The sequence below is a fragment of the Streptomyces sp. NPDC107538 genome (assembly GCF_055657445.1).
The window spans coordinates 1,125,537-1,148,378 of the sequence record NZ_JBVKAY010000001.1 but is presented as its reverse complement, the minus strand read 5'-3'; the positions used below and the strand labels follow the sequence as shown (position 1 = coordinate 1,148,378).

At 71.8% G+C, this 22,842-nt stretch carries 21 protein-coding genes and 1 pseudogene; 6 read left to right on the top strand and 16 right to left on the bottom strand.

Translation table 11 applies throughout. The features are described from left to right. The first annotated feature begins 27 nt into the window (after positions 1-27). A complete protein-coding gene (locus tag ACZ7MG_RS05075) occupies positions 28-495 on the top strand; it encodes a winged helix-turn-helix transcriptional regulator (protein ID WP_471394289.1) in 468 nt (155 codons plus the stop codon). Positions 496-628: 133 nt separating this feature from the next. After that, positions 629-1,336 carry a DUF4232 domain-containing protein gene (locus ACZ7MG_RS05070; protein WP_471394292.1) on the top strand — a complete coding sequence of 236 codons (708 nt, stop codon included), beginning with the start codon at positions 629-631 and terminating at the stop codon, positions 1,334-1,336. 45 nt (positions 1,337-1,381) lie between these two features. Here the strand turns inward: ACZ7MG_RS05070 and ACZ7MG_RS05065 are convergent, their stop codons facing one another. The 9 genes from ACZ7MG_RS05065 to ACZ7MG_RS05025 form a co-directional block, all read right to left on the bottom strand. Next, entirely contained in the window at positions 1,382-4,252 is a 2,871-nt protein-coding gene (locus tag ACZ7MG_RS05065; RefSeq protein WP_471394295.1) for an esterase-like activity of phytase family protein, read from the bottom strand. Between the two features lie 194 nt (positions 4,253-4,446). Beyond that, the gene (locus ACZ7MG_RS05060; RefSeq protein ID WP_471392793.1) at positions 4,447-5,382 is read right to left on the bottom strand and encodes an ABC transporter permease; all 936 of its coding nucleotides are present in this window, start codon (positions 5,380-5,382) and stop codon (positions 4,447-4,449) included. Continuing rightward, positions 5,379-6,572, bottom strand: coding sequence for an ABC transporter permease (locus tag ACZ7MG_RS05055; protein ID WP_471392790.1), 1,194 nt, complete (start codon positions 6,570-6,572; stop codon positions 5,379-5,381). Before ACZ7MG_RS05055 ends, ACZ7MG_RS05060 begins: the two co-directional genes overlap by 4 nt. Then, positions 6,569-8,173 carry an ABC transporter ATP-binding protein gene (locus tag ACZ7MG_RS05050; protein ID WP_471392788.1) on the bottom strand — a complete coding sequence of 535 codons (1,605 nt, stop codon included), beginning with the start codon at positions 8,171-8,173 and terminating at the stop codon, positions 6,569-6,571. The genes ACZ7MG_RS05055 and ACZ7MG_RS05050 overlap by 4 nt, the downstream gene beginning before the upstream one ends. Positions 8,174-8,191: 18 nt before the next feature. Further along, positions 8,192-9,289 (bottom strand): BMP family lipoprotein, encoded by a 1,098-nt coding sequence (locus ACZ7MG_RS05045; protein WP_471392786.1) that lies wholly within the window; start codon positions 9,287-9,289, stop codon positions 8,192-8,194. 106 nt (positions 9,290-9,395) lie between these two features. Next, the gene (gene deoD, locus ACZ7MG_RS05040; protein ID WP_471392783.1) at positions 9,396-10,184 is read right to left on the bottom strand and encodes a purine-nucleoside phosphorylase; all 789 of its coding nucleotides are present in this window, start codon (positions 10,182-10,184) and stop codon (positions 9,396-9,398) included. Further along, positions 10,181-10,930, bottom strand: a complete 750-nt coding sequence (locus ACZ7MG_RS05035; RefSeq protein WP_471392780.1) for a glutamine amidotransferase — start codon at positions 10,928-10,930, stop codon at positions 10,181-10,183. Before ACZ7MG_RS05035 ends, deoD begins: the two co-directional genes overlap by 4 nt. 93 nt (positions 10,931-11,023) lie before the next feature. Next, positions 11,024-12,133: a LacI family DNA-binding transcriptional regulator gene (locus ACZ7MG_RS05030; protein WP_471392777.1), complete on the bottom strand. Its 1,110-nt coding sequence runs from the start codon at positions 12,131-12,133 to the stop codon at positions 11,024-11,026. Next, positions 12,123-13,496: an amidohydrolase gene (locus ACZ7MG_RS05025; protein WP_471392774.1), complete on the bottom strand. Its 1,374-nt coding sequence runs from the start codon at positions 13,494-13,496 to the stop codon at positions 12,123-12,125. The genes ACZ7MG_RS05030 and ACZ7MG_RS05025 overlap by 11 nt, the downstream gene beginning before the upstream one ends. Positions 13,497-13,961: 465 nt before the next feature. Between ACZ7MG_RS05025 and ACZ7MG_RS05020 the strand changes: the two genes are divergently transcribed. Next, positions 13,962-14,990 carry a LacI family DNA-binding transcriptional regulator gene (locus ACZ7MG_RS05020; protein WP_471392771.1) on the top strand — a complete coding sequence of 343 codons (1,029 nt, stop codon included), beginning with the start codon at positions 13,962-13,964 and terminating at the stop codon, positions 14,988-14,990. Between the two features lie 96 nt (positions 14,991-15,086). Here ACZ7MG_RS05020 and sigJ read toward each other — a convergent pair whose 3' ends face one another. Continuing rightward, positions 15,087-16,040 (bottom strand): RNA polymerase sigma factor SigJ, encoded by a 954-nt coding sequence (sigJ, locus tag ACZ7MG_RS05015; protein ID WP_471392768.1) that lies wholly within the window; start codon positions 16,038-16,040, stop codon positions 15,087-15,089. A 103-nt stretch (positions 16,041-16,143) separates the two neighbouring features. Here sigJ and ACZ7MG_RS05010 point away from each other — a divergent pair, with 103 nt between their 5' ends. Then, positions 16,144-16,524: a hypothetical protein gene (locus tag ACZ7MG_RS05010; RefSeq protein ID WP_471392765.1), complete on the top strand. Its 381-nt coding sequence runs from the start codon at positions 16,144-16,146 to the stop codon at positions 16,522-16,524. A gap of 29 nt (positions 16,525-16,553) precedes the next feature. Here ACZ7MG_RS05010 and ACZ7MG_RS05005 read toward each other — a convergent pair whose 3' ends face one another. The 3 genes from ACZ7MG_RS05005 to ACZ7MG_RS04995 all read right to left on the bottom strand — a co-directional run bounded on the left by ACZ7MG_RS05005 (position 16,554) and on the right by ACZ7MG_RS04995 (position 19,604). After that, complete coding sequence (locus tag ACZ7MG_RS05005) at positions 16,554-16,739, bottom strand: hypothetical protein (RefSeq protein ID WP_152174529.1); 186 nt, start codon at positions 16,737-16,739, stop codon at positions 16,554-16,556. A gap of 85 nt (positions 16,740-16,824) precedes the next feature. Beyond that, a complete protein-coding gene (locus ACZ7MG_RS05000) occupies positions 16,825-18,378 on the bottom strand; it encodes a glycoside hydrolase family 43 protein (RefSeq protein WP_471392761.1) in 1,554 nt (517 codons plus the stop codon). Positions 18,379-18,515: 137 nt separating this feature from the next. After that, on the bottom strand, positions 18,516-19,604 hold the full coding sequence (locus ACZ7MG_RS04995) for a LacI family DNA-binding transcriptional regulator (RefSeq protein WP_471392759.1): 1,089 nt from the start codon (positions 19,602-19,604) through the stop codon (positions 18,516-18,518). Between the two features lie 272 nt (positions 19,605-19,876). Here ACZ7MG_RS04995 and ACZ7MG_RS04990 point away from each other — a divergent pair, with 272 nt between their 5' ends. Then, positions 19,877-20,758, top strand: coding sequence for a helix-turn-helix domain-containing protein (locus ACZ7MG_RS04990; RefSeq protein ID WP_471392756.1), 882 nt, complete (start codon positions 19,877-19,879; stop codon positions 20,756-20,758). 144 nt (positions 20,759-20,902) lie between these two features. Further along, a pseudogene (locus ACZ7MG_RS04985) lies at positions 20,903-21,137 on the top strand (DNA alkylation repair protein); the annotation flags it as partial. A gap of 5 nt (positions 21,138-21,142) precedes the next feature. Here ACZ7MG_RS04985 and ACZ7MG_RS04980 read toward each other — a convergent pair. The 3 genes from ACZ7MG_RS04980 to ACZ7MG_RS04970 are packed head-to-tail and all read right to left on the bottom strand — an operon-like array spanning position 21,143 to position 22,768. Further along, positions 21,143-21,535: a VOC family protein gene (locus tag ACZ7MG_RS04980; RefSeq protein WP_471392753.1), complete on the bottom strand. Its 393-nt coding sequence runs from the start codon at positions 21,533-21,535 to the stop codon at positions 21,143-21,145. Then, on the bottom strand, positions 21,532-21,840 hold the full coding sequence (locus tag ACZ7MG_RS04975) for an ArsR/SmtB family transcription factor (RefSeq protein WP_471392750.1): 309 nt from the start codon (positions 21,838-21,840) through the stop codon (positions 21,532-21,534). Before ACZ7MG_RS04975 ends, ACZ7MG_RS04980 begins: the two co-directional genes overlap by 4 nt. Before the next feature lie 34 nt (positions 21,841-21,874). Beyond that, positions 21,875-22,768, bottom strand: a complete 894-nt coding sequence (locus ACZ7MG_RS04970; protein WP_471392748.1) for an amidohydrolase family protein — start codon at positions 22,766-22,768, stop codon at positions 21,875-21,877. Positions 22,769-22,842: the final 74 nt, after the last annotated feature.

The window sequence follows — 22,842 nt, the reverse complement described above, 5'->3', positions numbered from 1 at the left end:
ACGAAGCCAGGCCTTTACGATGGCGTGATGGAGTGGCTCGACGCGAGTACGGAGAACTGCCCCGTCCAGCGGACGCTCGACGTGGTCGGCGAGAAGTGGACGTTGTTGATCCTGCGGGACGCCGTCAACGGGGTCCGACGCTTCGACGACTTCCACCGCCATATCGGCCTGTCCGAGGCCGTCCTCAGCGACCGTCTCCGCAAGCTCGTCTCGGCGGGTGTCCTCGCGGCCGTGCCGTACCGGGAACCGGGCAGCCGCTCCCGCAACGAGTACCGCCTGACCCGTAAGGGCTGGGACCTGTGGCCCGTCCTGATGGCACTGAGCCAGTGGGGCGAGACCTACGCGCTCGGCTCCGAGGGGCCGGCGCTCGACGTCCGGCACACCGACTGCGACGCCCCCGTACGCGTCGTCGTCGCGTGCTCGGCGGACCACACGACCCTCGCCCCCAAGGACGTCACCGCCCGCCTGGGGCCGGGCGCCCGCGCCCGGAGCTGAGCGGCACCCGTCACGGAGCCGACCACAGTGTCACAGAGCTGTGCGGAAACGGTTCCCTCTCCGTCGGCGAACGGTGCGGTACCGCTCCCACCAGGCACGATCACCGGGACATCACGAATCCCGGGGGCTTGTCATGACTTACACCGCTCGTCCACGCCGTACCACCGCCGCACTCGCCGTTCTCTCGCTCGGCGTCCTGGCTCTGACCGCCTGCGGCGGCGGAGCGGAGAAGGACACGGACGCCGGGGGCACGGCCACGCCGAGAGCCACGGCTCCGAGCGCGACCGCACCGACCACGGCGGCTCCGACCACGGCGGCTCCCAGCACGACCGCCCCCGGCACGAAGGCGAGCCCGTCCGGTGGCGCCGACAGCGCCTCGCCGTCGTCGGAACCCGGCACGGACGAAGGTCAGGTCGGCGGTCCGGACGACGGCCAGGACGGTGGTGTGGGGATGTGTGAGACGAGCGACTTGGTCTACACCGTCACCGTCGCGTCCCAGCCCGTCAGTCACGCCCTGCTGACCGCGGTCAACAACAGCGGCGACCCCTGTCTGCTGCCCGCCGACGACCTGGTGATCACGATCCCGGGGCTCGACGGCGCCGCCGAACACAGAGGCCCCGCCGGCACGGACTGGATCGTGGAGCCCGGCGGACACGCCTACGCCGGGATCCTGTTCGACGGCGCCGACACCACGGGTGGCAAGAGCGCCGACCAGGTGGAGATCGCGCTCACCGCGGCCGAGAGCCCGGCGACCGTGGCCATCGTCGACGGTCCCGTCACCGTCGACGACAGCCAGGTCACCAGCTTCTTCGGCACCGCCGAGGACGCGCTCAGCTACTGATGACGGACTGCGGGCGTCCTGCGGCGGCCGCAACTCCCTTGCGGATCAGGGGAGTTCGGTCACCCGGTCCGTGCCCGGCGGGGAGACCGGGCTGTGGGCCGTGAGGTAGTCGGTCAGCGCGGTGATGTCGTCGCCGCCGCCGACCGTGTTCGTCCCCTCGGCGAAGGCGGTGAAGCCGTCACCGCCTCCTGCGAGGAAGGTGTTGGCGGTCACCCGGTAGGTGGCGGCCGGATCCAGGGTCTCGCCGTCGAGCTTGATCGAGGACGGGTCGATGCGGTCGCCCACCGGGGCGGAGCGAGAGAAGGAGTAGGTCAGCCCCTTGGAGACGCCGAGCATCAGGGTCGGCGCCCGGGTGCCGGAGTCGTTGAACTGCTCCTCCAGGATCTTCTCGATCTCCGCTCCGGTGAGGTCGACCGAGACCAGGGATCCGGCGAAGGGCTGGACCGCGAACGCCTCGGCGTAGGTGATCTCACCGGGTGCCTCGCCGCCCGTCGAGGAGGCGTGGACGAGGTCGGCCCGTACGCCGCCGGGGTTCATCAACGCGATCCGGGCGCCGCCCCGTTCGGGTGCGGACGTGGCCGCGAGCTGGGCGTCGGCGACGAGGTTGGCGAGGTCCGACTCGGCGTCGCGGGTCTCGGAGCGGGTGATGTCGGCGGTCACGCCACCGACGACACGGTTCGCGAGGGGCGCGGAGAGCGCCTTCCACTTGTCGATGACGGCGGTCTGCTCGGCATCCTTGGCGCCGGTGCGGGCGACGAGGTGGTTCATCGCGGCGACCCGGTCGCGTACGACGTCACCGGTACGGCGGTCCACCGGCAGCCGGGTCTCGGTGACGACCCGGCCGAACGACGAGGCCGAGGTGACCGTGCGGGGGTTACCGGCCGGGTCGGGCAGGGAGCAGACGTACGGCTGGTGGGTGTGGCCGGTGACGACGGCGTCGATGGCCGGGTCCAGCCGCTTCGCGATGTCGACGATCGGGCCGGAGACGCCGTCGCACTGCCCGTACGAACCGGCCTGGACGCCGCCCTCGTGCAGCAGGACGACGATCGCCTCGACGCCCTGCCGGCGCAGCTTGCGGGCGGCGGCGTCAGCGGTCTCCACCTCGTCGGCGAAGCGTACGGAGGTGATGCCGGACTGGCCGGTGACCTCGGGCGTGCCCTCCAGGGTCATGCCGATGAAGCCGACCTTGACGCCGTCGACCTTCTTGACCCAGGTGGGGGCGAGGAGCGGCTTGCCGGTGGTGCGGTCCAGGACGTTGGCCGCGAGCCAGGGGAAGGCGGAGCCGTCGTAGGGCTCGCCGTCGATGTAGCAGCCGTCGTCGGGGTGGCAGCCGCCGTGCTGGATGCGCAGCAGTTCCCCGGTGCCCTCGTCGAACTCGTGGTTGCCGACGCTCGTGACGTCCAGGCGCAGCTTCTCCATGGATTCGACGGTCGGTTCGTCGTGGAAGAGGCCGGAGAGGAAGGGGCTGGCGCCGATGATGTCGCCGGCGGCGACGGTCAGCGAGGCGTCGGTGCCCTCGCGGAGCTGCTTCAGCCGGGCCGCGAGGTACTCGGCGCCGCCGACCGGGGTGGACTTCGGGTCCAGCTTGGAGCCGAGGTTGGCGTCCCGGCCGGTGGGCGGCTCCAGGTTGCCGTGGAAGTCGTTGAAGGACAGCAGCTGGACGTCGACGGTGTCGGGCTGCTTCGGGGTGGCGGGGGCGCCATGGGCCAGGAGGCCGGGGCGGAGGGACAGCAGATGGAACTTGGTGACGCTGCCGTTGAAGCCGAAGTTGTCGTCGGCGACCAGGACGAGGGTGCGGGAGCCGTCGGGGAGGGTCGGGCCCCAGGTGATGCCCTCGACGTTGTCGGCGTCCGTGCCGGACAGGGTGAAGTCGTAGAGCAGCTTCTTCGGCATCGGCCGCTCGGAGCCGGACAGCTTCGCCTCGCCGCGTACGTCCGTCGCGCCGCGCGTGGTGGTCCAGTACAGGCGGATCGCGAAGCCGACGCCGGAGGCGAAGGAACGTTCGACAGTGAGGTAGTCGGTCTTGTTGATCGCGAGGATCTCGGAGACGCCCCGGTCGGCGGAGTAGGTGCCGACAGGGGCGGGCAGCGGGGCGGTGGGCGCGGCGGAGATCGGGTCGACCTCGTAGACGTGCTCGGCCTCCGCCTTGCCGGTGCGGCGGTCCAGGACGAGGAGTCGGGAGGGGCTCTTCGCGGTCAGTCCGGCGGCGGGGCCGTCCTGGACGAGCGCGTTCTCGGTGATCGTGACGGCCTTGCGGCCGTCCGGGGAGAGGCTGAGCCCTTCCAGGGCCTGGTTGTTGCGGACACCGGCGGTGAGGGTGCCGGACTCCGAGCGGACGGGGGCATACGCCTTGGGGAGCGGGAGGTCGCGTACGTACGCGCCGGAGGTCGATGTCTCGCGGACGAAGGCCGGCTGGCCGGAGGACGAGGCGCCCTCGCTGGTCCACAGCAGGCCCTTGCCGTCCGGGTTCCAGCGGATCGCCTCGGGGTCGACGGCCTTGGCGGCGAAGGGTTCGCCGGTGGTGTCGTCGAGGACGGTGAGCGCGTCGAGGGTGGGCTTGTCGGTGGCGAACTTCTTTCCTTTCAGGGGGAGTTGCAGGGAGTAGAAGCGGGCCTTGCCGTTCTCGGAGCGGTCGTCGCTGAGGGCGGCGTACGTGTGGGTCCTCGGGTTGTAGTCGATGCCGGACAGACCGCCGAAGGGCATGCCGAGTTCCGTGGTGCCGGCGGGGACGGTGAGGGTGTCGAGGAGGGTGATGCCGTTCTGGGTCTTCCTGGGGGTGCCGTCCGCCTCGGGGGCGGCGTCGGCGGCGAGATTGTCGGTGAGGGTCAGGCCGCCGAGAAGGGCGGCGGCGGTCAGGGCGGCGAGGGCGACGCGTCTGCGTCTGTGCCTGCCGACGGGCCTTCTGTGTCCGGGCATGGGTGTTCCTTCCGGGGAGGGTGAGGGGTGGAGCTGTCGCGTCGCGGGGTGCGGGTGGGTGGGGGCTGGTCGCGCAGTTCCCCGCGCCCCTTGAAAGACCCGGCCCTGCGGGCCGAAAAGCACAGGGGCGCAGCCCCTGCTTTTCAGGGGCGCGGGGAACTGCGCGACCAGCCCCCACCCAGCAGCAGCCGGCATCAGAGGGACGCCGGAGCCACCTCCCCCGCTCCCCGCCGCTTCCTCCGCCACGCGTACAGGGCGAGGGCGACCAGCGTCATGGCGTACGGGATGGTCGACACCAGTTGCGGGGGTACGTCGAGGGTGCCCAACTGCACCGCGAGGGCCTCCGCCGCGCCGAAGCCGAGGGCGGCGAGGAAGACGCCCCAGGGGCGCAGGCCGCCGAGGAAGACGGCGGCCAGGGCGATGAAGCCGCGGCCGGCGGTCATGTCACGGACGAAGAAGGAGACGTACCCCATGCTGAGGAACACCCCGGCGAGGCCCGCGAGCGCGCCGCTGAGGGCGAGTCCGGCGTACTGGACGCGCCGTACCGCGATGCCGACCGAGGCGGCGGCGTCCGGCATCTCGCCGACCGCGCGGAGGTGGAAGCCGAAGCGGGTGCGGTAGAAGAGCCAGGCCACGAAGGGAGCGGCGAGGAAGGCCAGCCAGGTGACCGTGTTCTGGCCGCTCAGCACCTCGCCGACCACCGGGATGTGCTCGATGCCGGGCAGGGTGACCGTGGGAAGGGTTCCGCTCTTCAAGCCCGATGTGCCGCCCTTGTCGCCGAGGAGGGTGAAGACGGCGAAGGCGGTGCCGCCGGAGGCGAGCAGGTTGATGCCGATACCGGCGATGATCGCGTCGGCGCCCAGCTCCAGGCGGAGCGCGGCGAGGAGGAGGCCGAGGAGGACGGCCACGGTGACTCCGGCGAGGGCACCGGCCGCGACCGATCCGCTGTACCCGGCGACCAGCGCGCCCGTGCAGGCGGCGCTGAGCATCTGGCCCTCCAGGGCGATGTTGCTGATGCCGGCGCGTTCGGCGACGAGTCCGCCCATGGCGGCGAGCAGGTAGGGGGTCGCGACGCGCAGGACGGCCGCGAGGAAGGCGCTGCTGAGGACGACGTCGAGGACGGAGTTCATCGGGCACCGGCCTTCCCCTGCGGGGCGGTCGGCCGCCGGTGCGACGGACCGGCCTGTCTGCGGGCGAGGCGGCGCTTGAGGAGGTTCGGGAGGGCCTGGGCGGTGACCAGGAGGACGATGACCGCCTGGATCACGACGACGATCTCCGTGCCCACGTCCGTCTGCTGTTCCATGATGTCTCCCCCGGCGCGCAGGTAGGAGTAGAAGAGGCCGGCGACCACGACGACCAGGGGGTTGTTCCGGGCGAGCAGCGCCACCACGATCCCCTCGAAGGCGAGGCTCCCGGCGAGTCCGGGTTCGAGCCGCCCGTACACGCCCTGCACGAGGTGCGCCCCGGCCAGGCCCGCGACGGCGCCGCCGATGACGAAGCTCCACTCGATGGCGCGGGGCACCCGGATGCCGCCGTACTCGGCGAAGTGCGGGTTGGAGCCGGTCATCCGGATGCGGTAGCCGAGCGGGGTGCGGGTGATGAGCAGCCACAGCGCGACGGCGGTGAGCACCATGAGGAGGAGGCCGATGTTCGCGCGGCCGAGGGGGACGCCGAACCATTCGGTGAGCGGGGTGAGCGCGGAGTCCGGCCGGATGCGTTCCGAGTGGACGGCGCTGCTGCCGGGCTCCTTCAGGGGGCCGTTGACCAGGTAGTCGTAGACGCGGACGACGATCGCGTTGAGCATCAGCGTCGCGACGATCTCGTTGGCGCCGAGCCGGGCCTTCATCGAGCCGGGGACGAAGCCCATGCCGGCCCCGGCCGCCGCGGCGGCGACCAGCGGGACGATCACGGCGGCGACGGGCGGCAGCGGCAGGAGGATGGCGACCATGGCGGCGGCCAGCGCGCCCGCGTACAGCTGGCTCTCGGCACCGAGGCTGATCTGCCGGGCCCGGAAGGGGATGGCCACGGACAGGCCGAGCAGGGTGAGGGTGGTCGCGTCCTCCAGCCAGCGGCCCACGCGGAACGAGCGTTCCAACGGGCCGGTGAGCAGGGCCTCGTAGGCCGCGATCGGGTCCTTGCCGGTGGCGAGCATGACGAGGAAGCCGATGACGAGCGCGGCCAGGATCGTCGCCAGGGTCATGCTGAGATCGACGGCGAGTCCCCGGCGCCGGGTGGCCCGGTACTCCCGGCGGTCCTCGCTCTCGATGAGCGTGGTCGGTGGAGTCGGTGAGGTCGGAGGGGTCGGAGGGCTGGTGGTCATGCGGTGGCCGCCTTCCCGGAGTCGCCGGCGCCGTCGTCGTCCAGCCCGGCCCGCAGCCGCGCGGGTCCGTGGTGTTCGACACCGAGCATGTGGAGGCCGACCTGCTTCTCCGTGAGGTCCGTCGTGTCGTCGAAGCGGCCGACGAGGCGGCCGTCCTTGAGGACGAGCAACCGGTCGGAGAGGGCGAGGAGTTCGGTGAGGTCGGCGGAGACGAGGAGGACGGCGGCGCCCTCGTCGCGGGCGGCGACGAGACGCTCGTACATGAAGCGCATGGCGCCGATGTCCACGCCGCGCGTGACCTGGGAGGCGATCAACAGCCGTGGCCGGGCGGAGAGTTCACGGGCGACGACGACCTTCTGCATGTTGCCGCCGGACAGTGCGCGGACGGGGACGGACGGGTCGGGGGTGCGGATCGCGTAGTCCGCGACGAGCCGCTCGGCGTGGGCGCGTACGGCCGCCGGGCGCAGGACGCCGCGGCGGGCGAGGGGTGGCCGGTCGTGCCGGTCGACGACGAGGTTGTCGGCGATCGACTCGTCCAGCGCGGCCCCGTCGTGGAGGCGGTCCTCGGGGACGTAGCCGATGCCGGCACGGCGGTGTCCGGCGACGTCCAGGCCCGCGGTGTCGGTGTCGCCGACCCGCACGCTTCCGGCGCTCGGCCGCCGCAACCCGGCGAGGATCTCGGCGAGTTCGGTCTGCCCGTTGCCCTCGATGCCGGCCACGCCGACGATCTCGCCGGCGGCGACGTCGAAGTCGAGGCCGTGCAGGGACTGCCCGGTCGGGGCGGTGTACTCCAGACCGCGGACCCGGAGCGTGGTCCCGGCGGGTCTCGCCGGGGTGCGGGCCACGTCGAGGGACAGCTCGCGGCCGACCATCATCGCGGCGAGCGCGTGCTCGGTGGTGTCGGCGGTGGTGACGGTCCCGACCAGCGCGCCGGCCCGCATCACGCTCACCCGGTCGCTGATCTCCCGTACCTCGCGCAGCTTGTGGGAGATGAACAGCACGGTCATCCCGCCGTCCCGCAGCCGTCGTACGGCGGCGAAGAGGTCCTCCGTCTCCTGCGGGGTGAGCACGGCGGTCGGCTCGTCCAGGATCAGGATCCGGGCGCGGCGGTGGAGGGCTTTGAGGATCTCGGCGCGCTGGCGCATTCCGACGGACACCTCGTCGATCCGGGCCAGCGGGTCGACGGCGAGTCCGGCCTCCTCGGCGAGCCGCGCGGTGGCCTCGACGGCGGCCTTCGTGTCGACCAGGCCGCGTCGGCCGGGTTCGACGCCGAGGACGACGTTCTGGGCGACCGTGAAGGACGGCACCAGCATCAGGTTCTGGTGGACCATGCCGACGCCGAGCGCGATCGCGGGGGCGGGGCCGCGCAGGACGCGGGGCCGGCCGCCGATCAGGATCTCGCCGGAGGTGGGCTGCTCCAGGCCGTAGAACAGTTTCATCAGCGTGGACTTGCCGGCGCCGTTCTCGCCGACGACCGCGCGGATCTCACCGGCCGGTACGTCGAGGTCGACGCCTCGGACCGCGCGGACACCGTTGGCGTAGGTCTTGGTGACCGCGCGGGTGGCGACGGCGGGCCCGGCCGGGTCCCATGACTCGTTCATCTCAAGGCCGTTCGGGGGTCAGAAGGCGCTGGGGACCGTGACGGAGCCGGACTTCACCTTGTCGGCGGCCTCCTCCAACTCGGTACGGATGCCCGAGGGGACGAGTTCCTCGAAGTGCTGGTCGTCCACGTAGCCGACCGCGTCCTCGGAGAGCCCGACGCTCTCGGCGGCGCCGTACTTCACGGTGTCCTTCTTGTCGTCCTCGGCGGCCTTGTACAGGGCGTTGCCGACGTTCTTGAGGATCGAGGTGACGACGGTGTTCTTCTGGGCGTTGTCGGTGAGCGTGCTGTACTGGTCGGAGTCGACGCCGAAGGTGTAGCGGCCGGCGCTCGCGGCCGACTCGAAGGTGCCGAGTCCGGAGAGCCCCGCGACGGGCCAGACGAGGGCGGCGCCCTGTCCGTACATCGCGGTGGAGATCTCCTTGCCCTTGGCGGGGTCGCCGAAGGGCTTGTCGCCGCCGACGTACTGCACGAGGACATCGGAGTTCCTGCCGCCGGCCGCCTTGAATCCGGCCTTGAATCCGACGACGAAGTCCTCGATCACGGGGATCTTCACCCCGCCGATCACGCCGACCTTGTTCAGGGATTCGGCTCCCTTGAGTGCCTTCTCGGCCACCAGCTTCTCGGCGAGGAATCCGGCCAGATATCCTCCCTCGTTCTGCTTGAAGGTCACCGAGTAGACGTTCTCGCACTTGTTGGAACAGCCGTTCTTTCCGCTGTAGTCGACGGCGGAGTCGAACACCCAGAACTTCTTGTCGGGGTACTGCGGGGCGAGTTCACCGATGTAGTCGGTGACGTCGAAGGTGCCGGCCGCGAGGATGTCGTAGTCGTCGGCCGCCGCCGCGTCCTCGAAGCCCGGCTCCCACTTGGTGCGGTCCGAGCCCAGCTCGACCACCTTCAGCTCGTAGCCGAGCTTGCTCTCGGCCCGCTTCAGGCCCTCGTAGGCGGAGTCGAAGAACGACTTGTCGCCGAGTCCGCCATTGACCACCAATTTGATCCGGGTCTTTCCGGAGGCGGCCGATCCGGAGTCGCCCGCGTCCGATCCGCCGCATGCGCTCAGCACCAGCATTCCCACCACCGCGACGGCGGCGCCCGGTCCGAAACTTCTCATCGTCATCGACCTCCTGATCATTTCCCGCTGTTCTCGCTGACAGCGACAGTAAGAAGTGCAAAACGTTTTGGCTACGTCGAAGGGTTTCTGTTTGATTTCTTCCAGGAGAAATTCAGCCGTCGGCCCGCAACGCGGTCGCCGCGATGCGTACGGCCCGGTCGAATCCGGTCTCCCGGTCCTCGGCCGACAGGGCCTCCCCGGTGCGCACGTGGTCCGACACGGTGAGGACGGCGAGGGCCTCGCCGCCCTCGGCGGCGGCCACCGCGTACAGCCCCGCCGCCTCCATCTCGACCGCGAGGGTGCCCCGGCGTTCGAGGGCGTCGAAGACGGCCGGCCGGTCGAGGTAGAAGTGGTCGCTGGAGAACACGGGGCCGACGCGCACGGCCGCCACCCCGTCCGACGGCTCCCGTCCGACGTCGTCCGCCGCGTCCACGGCCGCGCGCAGCAGCCGGTAGGAGGGGGCGAGGGAGAGGGTCACACCGTCCACGAGACGGCTGCCGATACCGGAGTCGGTGTGCGCGGCGGACGCGATGACGACGTCCCGGACGCGGACCGTGGCGGGAAGCGCGCCCGCCGTGCCGACGCGCACGATCCGGCGGACCCCGTAGTGCCGGAACAGTTCCGTCGCGTAGATCGACATCGACGGGATGCCCATGCCGGAGGCGAGCACGGACATCGGTACGCCCCGGTGGGCGCCGGTGTAGCCGAGGATGCCGCGTACGTCGGTGACGAGCCGGGCGTCGTCCAGGAACGTCTCGGCGATCCGCCGGGCGCGGCGTGGGTCCCCCGGCATCAGCACGAGCGGGGCGAAGTCGCCGGGCGCGGCGGAGAGATGGGGTGTGCCCCGGCCGAGGGGTGTGCCGCCCGGGGAGGTGCCGGGCGCGCCGTCGGTGGCCGTCACAGCTCCTCCCCCGCGAGCCAGCGCACCAGGCGGTCCCACAGCTCGGGGTAGCCGTCCCAGGCCAGGAAGGGGGGTGGGGCCCAGTGCGGTGCCACGTCGGAGGTGAAGGCCGCGGAGCGGCCCGTGCCATGGTCGCCGACGGCCAGCAGCGGATGCCCGGCGCACTCGGCGAGCAGCGCGGCGTCCGGCCGTACGGTGACCTCGTTGAGGCCGAGCAGCGCGGGCCAGGTCCGGTCGAGGCCCGCCACCACCGGGTGCAGGCCGACCACCTCGGGTACGGCGCCGGACGGCAGTTCCACCCGGTCGTCGCGGTCGAGCAGGGTCACCGGCAGCGCGGCGGCCAGTGGCGTACGCCCCCAGCGGGCGCGGGCGTCGATACCGCTGAAGGTCAGATAGCCGCCGATCATCAGCACGCCACCGCCGCGTTCGACGAAGTCCCGCACGAGCGCCGAGCGGTCGGGGGCGGGTTCGGACCGGTTGAAGGTCTCCGGCGGCAGCTGGAAGCTGTTGGCCCCGACATCGCTGATGACCACGACGTCGTACGCGTCGAAGCCGTCGGCGGTGTCCGGGACCCGGGTGGGTATCTCGTGCGCGGGCACGTACGTCACCTCGTGGCCGCGGGCGCGCAGGGCGTCGAGGAAGACGCCGCCGCCCTCGGTGTACTCGGCGGTGTGGAAGGCGTCGAAGCCCTTCTGGTGGACCGTGTACGTGAACCAGGACTCGCCGATGACGAGGACTGCGGGCATGGGTCAACCACCTTTCTCATAGGGGTGCTGCGGGATGTACTTCGGGCACAGGGGCATGGCCGCGCGGCGTGGCGGCCTGGGGAGGGGGTGGGTTCAGCGGGAGGCGGGCGGTGCCGTGCTCCCGCGTACCTTCAGCTCGACGGGGAGGGTGTGCCGGGACGCGGGCGGGACCTCGCCCCGGGTGACGTACTGAAGGAGTTGCGCGGTGGCGGTGCGGCCGACGTCGTAGGCGGGCTGGTGGACGGTGGTCAGGGGCGGGTCGATCAGCGCGGCGGCGCGGATGTCGTCGAAGCCGACCACGGAGACGTCGTCCGGCACCGTGAGCCCGGCCTCGCGGAGCGCGGTGAGGGCGCCGAACGCCATCAGGTCGTTGGCCGCGAACACGGCCGTACGGCTCTCGAAGCGGCCCTGGTCGAGCAGGTCGGCGACCAGGCGGTACCCGGACGCCTCCTTGAAGTCGCCCGCCCGCTCGACGACGTCACCGCGGAAGGCCTCGCGGAAGCCGTGCGCGCGGGCCGCGCTGCTTCGCAGGTCGCGGGGGCCGGTCAGCATCAGGGCCCGGCGGTGGCCGAGCGTCCGCAGATGCCCGCCGGCCAGCCGGCCGCCCGTCTCGTGGTCGGCGCTGGCGATGAGCGCGCCGCTCAGTCCCTCGACCTCCTCGTCGGCGAGCGCGATGGGGAACTTGCCCATCAGTGCCTGCAGCCGCCGCCGGGAGGGCGGGGACCCGGAGGCGTACACCATGCCGTCGATGAACCGGCTGCGGATCATGCCGAGGTAGCGGTCCTCGCGCTCGGCGTCGAACTCGGTGTTGCAGAGGATCAGGCCGTAGCCGAGGTCGTGGGCGGCGTCCTCGGCGCCCTTGGCCAGTTCGGCGAAGAAGGTGTTGCTGATGTCCGGGATGAGCAGCCCGATCACGGAGGTGGATCCGGCCTGGAGGCTGCGGGCCAGCGACGCGGGGACGTAGCCGAGGCGGTTGACGACCCCGCGCACACGGGCGGCGGTCTGCTCGTTGACGGGCCGGTTGCCGCTGAGGACGTGCGAGACGGTGGTGGGGCTGACCCCGGCCGCCGCGGCCACGTCTTTGATGGAGGCGGCCCGGCGGACGGCGTGCCGGTCGTGGCCCAGCGGATCGTGGCCCGGTCTCAGCGGCGCGAGGCCCGGCCGGTCGGGGTCGGGGGCGGTGCCGTACAGGTCACGGGTCATAGTGCTGCACCGCCCGTCCGTGCGAGGTGTCGAGGAGCCGCGCGACCCGCGCGTCCGCGTCGGCGAGCAGCGCGGGTTCGTCGACGGTGAGCAGCCGTCCGTCGCGCATCAGGACCCGTCCGTCGACGACGACCGTGCGGACGTCGGAGGCGCGGGCGCTGTACACGAGTGCGGCGCGCGGGTCGTGCAGCGGACGGCAGTGGAGGCCGGAGAGATCGGTGAGGACGATGTCGGCCCGCAGGCCCGGCTCCAGCGCGCCGATGCGGTCCTGGAGGCCCAGTGCCCTGGCGCCGCCGCGCACGGCCGTCCGCAGGGTGTCGGACACGGTCATCCAGGTCGCGTCGCGCTCGGCCTGCTTCTGGGTGAGCGCGACCAGCCGCAGCGCCTCCCACACGTCCAGCGTGTTGTGCCCGGCGGCCCCGTCCGTGCCGACGGCGACGGCGACCCCGGTGGCCAGCAGGTCACGGACCGGGGTCAGCGGGGACAGCGCGTGCTTGAGGTACACCTTGGGGCAGCAGGCCACGGCGGTCGTGTCCGCGTGCTCCGCGAGCAGCGGGAGGTCCCGCTCGACGATGCCGCAGCCGTGCGCGATGAGGGCGCCGGCGTCCAGGACGCCGGTGTCGTGCAGCACCCGGACCGGGGTGATCCCGCGCCGCCGCAGGCTCGACTCGGTCTGCTCCAGGTGTTCGGCGGCGTGGATGTGCATACGCACCCCGAGCCGCCGGGCGTGGTCGGCGAGGGTCCGCAGATCGGCGTCGTCCACGGTGTACGGGGCGTGCGGCCCGAGCGAGACGGTCACGCGGCCGTCGGCGCCGCCGTGCCAGGTCTCGGCGAAGGCGACGCCGGCTTCCAGGGCCGCGGGGCCGCCGCTGCTGAAGTAGGTGGGCGCGATGTCGGCCCGCAGGCCCGTCTCCGCGACCGCCTCGGCGATCCGCTCGGGGAAGAAGTAGTGGTCCGCGAAGGTCGTGACCCCTGACCGGATCATCTCCGCGCAGGCCAGCAGCGCCCCGGCCCGCACGTCGTCGGCGGTCAGATTGGACTCCATCGGCCACACCCGGTCGTTGAACCAGCCCTCGACCGTCACATCCTCGGCCGCGCCCCGCATCAGCACCATCGGGCTGTGCGTGTGCGCGTTCACCAGCCCGGGCAGGGCCAGCAGCCCGCGCCCGTCGATCACCTCCGTGCCGCGCTCCCCCGGCGGCCGCGCCCCGGTCGGCCGGACGTCCACGATGAGTCCGTCCTCGACCGCGATGTCCTGCCCGGGCAGTACCTCGCACTCCCCCTCCACCGGGACGCGCAGCACGTCACAGCCCCGCACCAGGAGGCGGTGGGGGACGGCGGAAGGGGACGTTCTGTCGCTCATGCGGCACAAGCTAGACATCCAAAACGTTTTGCACAACAACGAACCGCTTCGCGCACCGGATGCACCGGATCAGGGGGTCCGGCCGTCCCCACCGGGAGCGGGACAGCCCCGGGGACGCGCGATGAACCACCTGAGCCAAGATCCGCCGCCGCTCGGCTCCCGCCGCCGAACTCCGCGTCGGCGCCACCGAGATGGCGGGTCATCCGGCTGCACGGGCGCGTCCGGCAGCGCCGAGAAGACGTCGGCCTTCGCGTGCCAGCCGTGGAACACGCCACGGAACATCGGGTGGGGCTCGTGCGGCAGGGGACCCCTCAAAGAAGCCACTGCACTCTCCTTCATTAGTGCCGTTACCGTTAACGTGACCGGTAACGGGAGTCTGGACCAGGGAAGCGGATGCCGTCAACAGCGGGGGGACCTGATTGACTTGGACACCGGGCGGCACAGGAACAGAAGTGAGTGGGCAGCGTGGCCGGACAGCGGGAAACGGAAGACCAGCGGGCGCGGGGTGCGCGAGCCGTCAAGCGCGTCACCCTGCGCGACGTCGCCCTGGCGGCGGGCGTGTCCCATCAGACCGTCTCCCGGGCGATCAACGGCAAGGGGGAGATCGACCCGGAGACGCAGCGACGCGTGCTCGATGTCGCGAAGCAGCTGCGGTACCGGCCCAGCCGGTTCGGCCGCGGTCTGGCCCGCCCGGACGTCGTGTCCGTCGGGCTCATCGTCCCCGACGTGGTCAACCCCTTCTTCCCGGAGTTCGTGGCGGGAGTGATCGCGGCCGCGGACCAGCGCGACTGGCAGGTGCTCGTGGCCAGCAGCGAGAACGACCGGACCCGGGAGCTGGCCCTGGTCCGCTCACTCGGCCAGCAGGTCGACGCCCTCGTCGGCTACATCAACCATCCCGACGCGCAGCTGGAGCCGTACGTGGGCACCGTGCCGCTGGTGCTGGTCGATCGCGGACTGGACTCGTCGAACCACGCCCTGGTCCACATCGACGCCGCGGCCGGCATCCGGGCCGGGCTGCGGCACCTCCTCGACCGGGGCCACCGCCGGATCGGCATGATCGACTGCGAGTGCCTGAACGTCCCGATGGTCCGGCGCCGTACCTTCCTCGACATCGTCGGCGAACACGCGCTGCCCGTCGACGAGGGCTGGATCGTCATGGGTGAACAGTCCCCGGCAGGGGGCGCCGCCGCGTTCGAGGCGCTGTACGCCGCCCGCCCGGACGTCACCGCCGTGGTCGCCTTCAACGACCTGGTGGCGATCGGCGCGCTCCGGGCCGCCCGCCGGCTCGGCGTGCGCGTACCGGACGACTGCGCCCTCATCGGCTACGACGGGCTGAGCGTCGTCGATCTCGTCGACCCGCCGCTGACCACCCTCCACCTCGACAAGCGACGGCTGGGCGAACTGGCCATCCACCAGGTCGACCGGCTCCTCGCGGGCGAACTGCCGCCCCCCATCGTCCTGACGCCGACTCTGGATGTCCGCGGCACGACGTGACCCGCCTCCGGCCTCGATCCGCCGGCGGATTCCGGTCGCCGAGCGGCTCGTCCGCCGGGACGCGGTCCGGGAATCGTGGACCCGCGAAAGCCCTCCCTACGCGGTCGCCCGCGCCCACGGGCGCAGTTTCTCCGGGTTGCGGATAGCCCAGATGCGGGTGACTCGGTCGTCGGAGATGTCGAACGCGGCCACGGTCATGACGCGGCCGGTGTGCCGGGCCACCAGGCCGGGTGTGCCGTTGACCGAGAGTTCCAGGAGTTCGAGCCCCGGGGCCCTGTCGGCGATGGCGAGCAGGTACCGGGCGATGCGCGCGCCGCCCTCGACCGGGTGCAGGACGGTGCCGACCAGACCCCCGCCGTCGGCGGTCATCACGGCGGCCGGGTCGAGGAGGCCGACGAGGGCCGCGATGTCCTTGCTCTGCCAGGCCTCCTTGACCTGTCGCACCACCTCGGCGCGGCCGGTCGCGGGCACCGCGGCGCGTTCGCCGTCCAGCCGCCGCCGGGCGGAGGCCGCGAGCTGCTTGCAGGCCGCGGGGGTCCGGCCGAGAACACCGGCGATCTCGGCGAAGGGGTACCGGAAGACGTCGTGCAGCACAAACGCCACCCGCTCGGCCGGCGTCATCGACTCCAGGACGACGAGGAAGGCCATGGCCACCGACTCGTCCAGCACGATCTGGTCGGCGGGGTCCGCACGGCCGGCGGGGTCACCGCCCGTGGGCTCCCATGCGCCGCGGTCGGGCAGCGGCTCGGGCAGCCACGCGCCGACATAGCGTTCCCGGCGGGCTCGCGCCGAGCCGAGCAGGTCGAGACAGATACGGCCGGTCACCGTCGTCAGCCATGCGCCGGGGGAGAGAATCGCCGCCCGCCGGTCGCCCGGCAGCGCGTACCAGCGGGCGTAGGCGTCCTGGACGGCGTCCTCGGCCTCGGTCGCCGAACCGAGCAACCGGTAGGCCACATTGACGAGTTGACGCCGCTCGCCCGCCACTCCGTCCGGTCCACGCACTCCGCCTGTTCCGTCCGTCGCCTCCGCGCCGGTCCCGGCAGTCCCCATGGTTCCGGCCGCCCCCTCGCCTTACCTTTCGTCGGCCCGCGTCGTCGGGTCGGTGAGACCTTATCGATCCACTGCCCGACGGGCGGAAACGGGGACGTGAGACATGGCCACCCAGGTGACGGTGACAGGGACGGCGAAGGCGCGACGGGGCTCCTCGTTCCTGCGGATCGCGATAGCCCTGCAGACCCTGACCGTCTTCCTCCAGGCGGTCTCCGCCGGACTGCTGCTGAGCACGTCCTACGGGGAGGTCCTGCACAGTGTCGGAGCCCGGGTGATGTACGGGGCGTCGATGCTGTACCTGCTCGCGGCGGTACTGGCGTGGAAGCCGGGCGGCGGCTCGTCCCGGCCCGTTCTGCACGCGTCCGGCTTCCTCGTCCTCGCCTCGGTCCAGGTCGTGCTCGGGATCGCGCACGTCCCGTCGGTCCATCTTCCCCTGGGTGTCCTGATGTTCGGACTTAGTGTGCTGGCGCTGGCCCGCCGCTGAAGTCCGGGACGCGGCGGTGGCGGCGGTGGCTACGAGACCTTGAACTCGATCTGGGTGATGGACGGTCCATCGCCGGTGACCTGGCCGTCGCCGATGGACTCCGTCCAGGAGCCGTCCTGCTGGAGTTTCTCCAGAACCGTGGGGGAAAGGCTGACCGTGATCTGGATGCCGCCCCCGGCGGACGGGGCGCGGTCGATGCGGATGTCGTTGCTCATGCCGAGGAAGCTACCTCCAACGCCTCGCTCGGCATGGGCCGTTGACGATTTACCCGGGGACGTGGGCTTACGGGGCGATCGGTCCTCAGTCCTCCGGAGGAGTCCTCGGTGCTCGGTGCTCCAGAGGCGCGTAGTCGAACCAGTCGAAGTGCGCGGTGCCGGCGGTGGCGACCATGCCGAGGACCCGGCCCGTGAAGCCGCCGGCGACCTCCGTGGACAGATAGCGGCCGTCCAGGGAGGCGAGTTCGACGAAGGTGCCGTCCGGTTCCTCGAAGCCGAGCGAGACGAAGTCGGGTCCGGCGAGGGGGCTGTTCACGGTGTCCACGGGTGTCGTCTCGACGCGGAGGACGACCGGGCCCGGCGGCACCGGACGGGATGCCACGACCGTGCTCAACGGGCCGATGCGCGCACGGACCCGCACCTGTCCGGTCCCCGCCGCGACCTCGACGGAGTAGTGGTGGCTCTCGTCGAGGCGTACGGCCAGGCCGCCCTCCCCGTCGCTCGCGTCCACCAGGGTGCGGGCCCGGCACGACCGATGCCGCTGCCGTCGGCCCACGAAGGTCACCTCGGCGTCGTCGAGCGATGCGCCCCGGGCCCGCAGGGTGAGCGAGCCGGGCCGTTCCTCGGTGGTGCAGTCCTCGGCGGGGCGGTGGCGCAACGAGACCCAGTGCGGGGCCAGTTCGGTCGCGTCGAAGTCGTCCCGGTGGTCCGGCGCGGCGGTGGGTGGCTGGAGGGGCCAGGGCGGTGCGGGCGGTGCGCAGGAGAGGGGGCCGACGACGGGCCAGCCGTCCACCCACTCCACCGGCGCCAGGAAGGTCTCCCGGCCCAGTACGTGCCAGCCGGGGGTGCCGCCGCCCGGCCGTACGCCGAGGAGGACCATCCACCATGACCCGTCGGGGCCCTGGACGAGGTCGGCGTGGCCGGTGTTCTGGACGGGGTGGTCGGTGCCGCGGTGGGTGAGGACCGGGTTGTCCGGGCAGGGCTCGAACGGGCCCGTGGGGGCGGTGCCCCGGGCGATCGAGACACCGTGGCCGCGTTCGGTGCCGCCTTCGGCGATGAGGAGGTACCAGTACTGGCCGATGCGGTACAGGTGGGGTGCCTCGGGGGCCTTGGCGCCGGGTGCGCCGGACCACAGCTGGCGGCGCTCGCCGAACGTCTCGCCGGTGTGGGGGTCGACGCGGATCTGGCCGACACCGGCGGTGGTGATCCAGCAGGTGCCGTCGTCGTCCCAGGCGAGGTCGGGGTCGATGCCGTGCACCCCGGGCAGCCGGATCGGCTCGGACCAGGGGCCGGCCGGGTCGGTGGCCGTGAACAGCAGATTGCCGTCGCCGCTGACGTTGGTGACGATCAGCCAGAACCGGCCGTCGTGGTGGCGCAGGGTGGGTGCGTAGATCCCTCCGGAGGAGGGCGTGTCCGGCGGCAGACGCAGTTGGCTCGGGCGGTCGAGCGCGTTGCCGATCTGCGTCCAGTGCACCAGGTCCCGGCTGTGCAGGATGGGGACGCCGGGGAAGTACTCGAAGCTGGAGCACGCGAGGTAGTAGTCGTCGCCCGCCCGGCAGATGGACGGATCGGGGTAGAAGCCGGGGATCACCGGGTTGCTGACGGTGTTTCCGGTCTCGGACACGCTCGTCACCCTCATCGGGTCCCTTCGCAGTGACGAAAGTTCCTCATCCACCGATGGATACTTTCTCATCCGCCGATGGATAGTTTCGCGAGCAGGCTAACGACGGGCCGTGTCCACGGTCAACGGCCGGTGAGCGCCGGTGAGCACACGGGTCAGCGCTTGGGCGGAGCGGTGCTGGCCCGGACCGTCAGGGTCGTCGCGATCTCCAGGCGGGCGGCCTGTGGCGCTTCCTCACCGCGGCCGAGCGTGAGCGCCAGTTCGGTCGCGGCCACGGCCATCTCGGTCAGGGGCTGGTGAACGGTCGTCAGGGGCGGGTCCACCCAGGCGACGACCGGCAGATCGTCGAATCCGACGACGCTGAGGTCGTCGGGGATGCGCAGACCCGCCTCGCGGGCCGCCTGGTAGACGCCGAGTGCCTGGAGGTCGTTGGCGGTGAAGACCGCTGTCGGGCGCTCGGGCCGGGCCAGCAGGGTGTGGGCCGCCGCGTAGCCGTCCTCGCTGGTGAGGGGCGCGTGCACGACGAGTTCGGGATCGACGGGCAGATTGGCGGACCGCATCGCGGAGCGGTATCCGTCCAGCCGGGCGCAGCAGTACAGCTGGTCCCGCGGGCCGCCGATCATGGCGATGCGGCGGTGTCCGAGGTCCGTGAGGTGGCGGGTCGCGGCCCGGCCGCCGGACCAGTTGGTGGCGCCCACGAACGGGACGTCGTCCGGGAGTTCGGTGGCCGGGTCGACGACGACGAAGGGGATGCCCTTCGCCGTCAGCTGCTCCCGCTCGGCCGCGGAGAGCTGGGCCACGGACAGCACGCAGTGGGGTCGCCGGGAGACGGTGTCGTCCCAGGTGGGCGGGTCGGTGTCGGGCAGCCCGAACTCGGAGACCATGACGCCGACCCGGTGGCGGCGGGCCACCTGTTCGACGCCGCGGATGATCTCGACGGCCCACATGTGCTTGAGCTCGCGGAACACCAGCTCCACCACGTTGTTGCGGTGGGCGCCGGTCGGCTTGCGGTAGCCGTACCGGTCGACCAGTTCCTCGACGCGGGCGCGGGTGTCCGCGGAGACGCCGGACTTGCCGTTGATCACCTTGGACACGGTGGGGACCGAGACCCCCGCCGACTCGGCGATGAAAGCGATGGTGACGGGCCGGGAGGTGCCGCCCCGCCCGTCGTGGTCGTCCGCCGGCCCGCCGGCCGCGTGCTCCGCCAAGGTCGCCCGCCCGTCCTCTCGATGTGCCCGGCTCATTCTGGCACCTCGCACCACCACGCCTGCGGTCTCCGGCACAATCCGCAGGTTGGATTCTCCACCGCACTGAGCGAAACTTTCTGTCACGGGGCCGGGCGCGGTGCCGGGCGGTCGGCGACCCTGACGCGGCCGGCGCGGGCAGCCCGCTCTACACCACCGGCCGGAACGCAGAACGCAGGACGGGAACAGCGGAGAAACGTCTCCTGGACAACCGCATCCTGGGAGGAAATTCTCCCCCTCTCCCCAGGATTCCTCGGTGCCATGCTGAAGCCATGTCCAAGAACGTCCCCCGCGACGAGCTGGGAGAATTCCTCAAGAAGCGCCGCGCCGCGCTGACTCCCCGCGCGGTCGGACTGCCCGAGACGGGCGGGCCCCGCCGGGTGGCCGGGCTGCGTCGCGAGGAGGTCGCCCAGCTGGCAAGTATCAGCACCGACTACTACACCCGGCTCGAACAGGGCCGCATGCGGGCGTCCGCGCCCGTGCTGACCGTTCTCGCCCGGGTACTCCACCTGGACGACGACGAGCGGGGCTACCTCTTCCAGCTCGCGGGACGCCCCGGCACCCGTACCCGGCGCCGTGGCAGGCAGCAGGTCCAGCCGCAGCTGCAGCGGGTGCTGGGCGACCTCACCGCCACCCCCGCCATCGTGCAGGGCCGGCGCGGGGACGTCCTGGCCTGGAACGCGCTCGCGGCCGCGCTGGTCATGGACTTCTCCCACATCCCGGAGAAGCACCGGAACTACCCCCGGATCATCTTCACCGAACCGTCCATGCGCACGCTGTACGCCGACTGGCAGGCCTCCGCGCAGATCGCCGTGGCGCAGGTACGGATGGAGGCCACCAAGTACCCCGAGGACCCCCGGCTGATCGAGCTGGTCGGTGAACTGTCCACCCGGGACGAGCAGTTCGCCCAGTGGTGGGGGGACCACCGTGTCGCGTCCCGGACCGTCGGCACCAAGACCCTCAACCACCCGGTCGTCGGGGAACTCGTCCTCGACTGGGACACCCTCACCGCCGACACCGACCCCGACCAGCACCTCACCGTCTGGACCGCCGCCCCCGGCTCCCCCACCCACGAACGTCTGCGCATCCTCGCCTCCTGGGCCGCCAACCAGCATCTGTCGCCCTCGTCCGCACTCGACGCCCCCGGTCGGTGACACCCCGCGTTCCGTCCCGGCTGGGCTGCGTCTCCCCCGTGACGGACAGGAGACCGACGTGGCCGAGGTGATGGCCGAGCTGATGGCCGAACTGGCCTCGCTGGAGGACCCCAGGGCACGCGAGGTGAACGAGCGGCCGGGGGGGGACTGCTCGACGTCATCGAGGCGGAGATGAAGGACGCCCCCGACCGTCTCCAGTGGGCGATGAAACCACTGTCTGGCCCAGATCGGCATCGACCACCCCGGACATCGCGCCCGTGCGCTCGCCATCGGTGAGCGTCTGGAGGTGCTCAAGGACTATCCGACCTCCCCGGGCTGCACGTCCCCGTTCGCCCCCGTCTGGATCACCGAGATGGTGCGTCGGCGGCAGGACGCGTAGCGGAGTTACTGCGGCTGGGTCGCGATCTGGATGAGGTTGCCGCAGGTGTCGTCGAGGACGGCGGTGGTGACGGGGCCCATCTCCACGGGGTCCTGGGTGAAGCGCACACCGAGGCCGCGCAGGCGTTCGTACTCGGCCCGTACGTCGTCGACGGCGAACTGGGCGAGCGGGATGCCGTCCTCGACGAGCGCGTCGCGGTAGGTGCGGGCGGCCGGGTGCCCGGCGGGCTCCAGGAGGAGTTCGGTGCCGTCGGGCTCGTCGGGCGAGACGACGGTCAGCCAGCGGTCCTTCTCGCCCACCGGGACGTCGTGCTTCTTCACGAAGCCGAGGATCTCGGTGTAGAAGTGCTCGGCCTTGGCCTGGTCGTCGACGAAGACGCTGGTCAGATGGATCCTCATGGGGTGCTCTCCTTCGGTCCGGCGGTGCCGGGCACCTGCCATCGCTCGGCGATCCGCCCCAGGGGGGCGGTGTTCAGGTCGTGGAACTTGTAGCGGCCCTCCCGCCTCGTCTCGACGAGTCCGGCGGCCTCCAGCACGGCGAGGTGCTGGGAGACCGCCTGGCGCGAGATGCCGAGCCGATGCCTCATGCTCAGCCGCGAACAGATCTCGAACAGTGTCTGTCCGGACTGCTCGGTCAGCTCGTCGAGGATGGTGCGGCGGGTGGGGTCGGCCAGGGCTTTGAACAGGTCGTCGTCGGCCACCACCCCAGCATAGGCAAGTCGCCACTTGCCTATCAAGTCAGAGCCCGAAGAGTTCCGCCCCGTTGTCGTGGCACACCGCCCGCAGCCAGTCCTCGCCCAGGTCGAGCCGTTCCAGGGCGCGGAGTTGGTGCAGGTACGGGTAGGGGATGTTGGGGAAGTCGGTGCCGAGGAGGACGCGGTCGCCCAGGGCGGTCAGCCGGGGCAGGGCTTGGCGGGGGAAGGGCATGAACCGTTCGGTGAAGTCGGTGAACGCCATGGTCGTGTCCAGCCGCACCTCCCCGTACCGCTCGGCGAGGCCGAGGAAGTCCTCGTACTCGGGCATCCCCATATGGGCGAAGACCAGCCGCAGCCGGGGGTGCCGGGCCAGCACACGGGCGATCGGCTCGGGCCCGGTGTGCTTGCCGGGCGCGGGCCCCGAGCCGCAGTGGATCACCACGGGGACGCCGGCCTCGGCGAGCAGTCCCCAGGCCGGGTCCAGGAGTGCGTCGGCCGGGTCGTACGCCCCCACCTGCACATGCGCCTTGAAGACCCGCGCGCCCGCCTCGACGGCCTCCCGGACGTAGGTCTCGACGCCCGGCTCGGGGAAGAGGGTGGCGGTGTGCAGACAGTCGGGGGTACGGCGGGCGAAGTCGACGGCCCAGCCGTTCAGCCACCGGGCCATGCCCGGCTTGTGCGGGTAGAGCATCGCGGTGAACGCCCGGACGCCGAACTCCCGGAGCAGGGCGGCCCGTTCCGCCTCCTCCTCGCGATAGGTGATCGGCCATTCCATTCCGCCGGTCAGCGGTCCGAGCCCGTCGAAGTACTCCCACACCTTGCGCAGCACCCGCTCGGGCATGAAGTGCGTATGGACGTCGACCAGCCCGGGAAGGCCGAGCGACTCCCAGAACCGGCGGATCTCCGCGGCCTCGGTACCCGTGTACACGTCAGTCATGGGTCCTACCTTCGGCTCCCGTGGGGCGGCGGGTCCACTCCCCCGCTGTGTGCCGTGCGCCTCCGACCGCGCGC

Excerpts from the sequence above, each read along its gene's own strand:
- ACZ7MG_RS05010 (WP_471392765.1), top strand. The coding sequence starts at position 16,144 with ATGGCCACCCAGGTGACGGTGACAGGGACGGCGAAGGCGCGACGGGGC.
- ACZ7MG_RS04980 (WP_471392753.1), bottom strand. The coding sequence starts at position 21,535 with ATGAGGATCCATCTGACCAGCGTCTTCGTCGACGACCAGGCCAAGGCC.
- ACZ7MG_RS05025 (WP_471392774.1), bottom strand. The coding sequence starts at position 13,496 with ATGAGCGACAGAACGTCCCCTTCCGCCGTCCCCCACCGCCTCCTGGTG.
- ACZ7MG_RS04970 (WP_471392748.1), bottom strand. The coding sequence starts at position 22,768 with ATGACTGACGTGTACACGGGTACCGAGGCCGCGGAGATCCGCCGGTTC.
- ACZ7MG_RS05035 (WP_471392780.1), bottom strand. The coding sequence starts at position 10,930 with ATGCCCGCAGTCCTCGTCATCGGCGAGTCCTGGTTCACGTACACGGTC.
- ACZ7MG_RS05045 (WP_471392786.1), bottom strand. The coding sequence starts at position 9,289 with ATGACGATGAGAAGTTTCGGACCGGGCGCCGCCGTCGCGGTGGTGGGA.
- ACZ7MG_RS05065 (WP_471394295.1), bottom strand. The coding sequence starts at position 4,252 with ATGCCCGGACACAGAAGGCCCGTCGGCAGGCACAGACGCAGACGCGTC.
- ACZ7MG_RS05050 (WP_471392788.1), bottom strand. The coding sequence starts at position 8,173 with ATGAACGAGTCATGGGACCCGGCCGGGCCCGCCGTCGCCACCCGCGCG.
- sigJ (WP_471392768.1), bottom strand. The coding sequence starts at position 16,040 with ATGGGGACTGCCGGGACCGGCGCGGAGGCGACGGACGGAACAGGCGGA.
- ACZ7MG_RS04995 (WP_471392759.1), bottom strand. The coding sequence starts at position 19,604 with ATGAGCCGGGCACATCGAGAGGACGGGCGGGCGACCTTGGCGGAGCAC.
- ACZ7MG_RS05070 (WP_471394292.1), top strand. The coding sequence starts at position 629 with ATGACTTACACCGCTCGTCCACGCCGTACCACCGCCGCACTCGCCGTT.
- ACZ7MG_RS04990 (WP_471392756.1), top strand. The coding sequence starts at position 19,877 with ATGTCCAAGAACGTCCCCCGCGACGAGCTGGGAGAATTCCTCAAGAAG.
- ACZ7MG_RS05005 (WP_152174529.1), bottom strand. The coding sequence starts at position 16,739 with ATGAGCAACGACATCCGCATCGACCGCGCCCCGTCCGCCGGGGGCGGC.
- ACZ7MG_RS05075 (WP_471394289.1), top strand. The coding sequence starts at position 28 with ATGGAGTGGCTCGACGCGAGTACGGAGAACTGCCCCGTCCAGCGGACG.
- ACZ7MG_RS05030 (WP_471392777.1), bottom strand. The coding sequence starts at position 12,133 with ATGACCCGTGACCTGTACGGCACCGCCCCCGACCCCGACCGGCCGGGC.
- ACZ7MG_RS05055 (WP_471392790.1), bottom strand. The coding sequence starts at position 6,572 with ATGACCACCAGCCCTCCGACCCCTCCGACCTCACCGACTCCACCGACC.
- ACZ7MG_RS05060 (WP_471392793.1), bottom strand. The coding sequence starts at position 5,382 with ATGAACTCCGTCCTCGACGTCGTCCTCAGCAGCGCCTTCCTCGCGGCC.
- ACZ7MG_RS05000 (WP_471392761.1), bottom strand. The coding sequence starts at position 18,378 with ATGAGGGTGACGAGCGTGTCCGAGACCGGAAACACCGTCAGCAACCCG.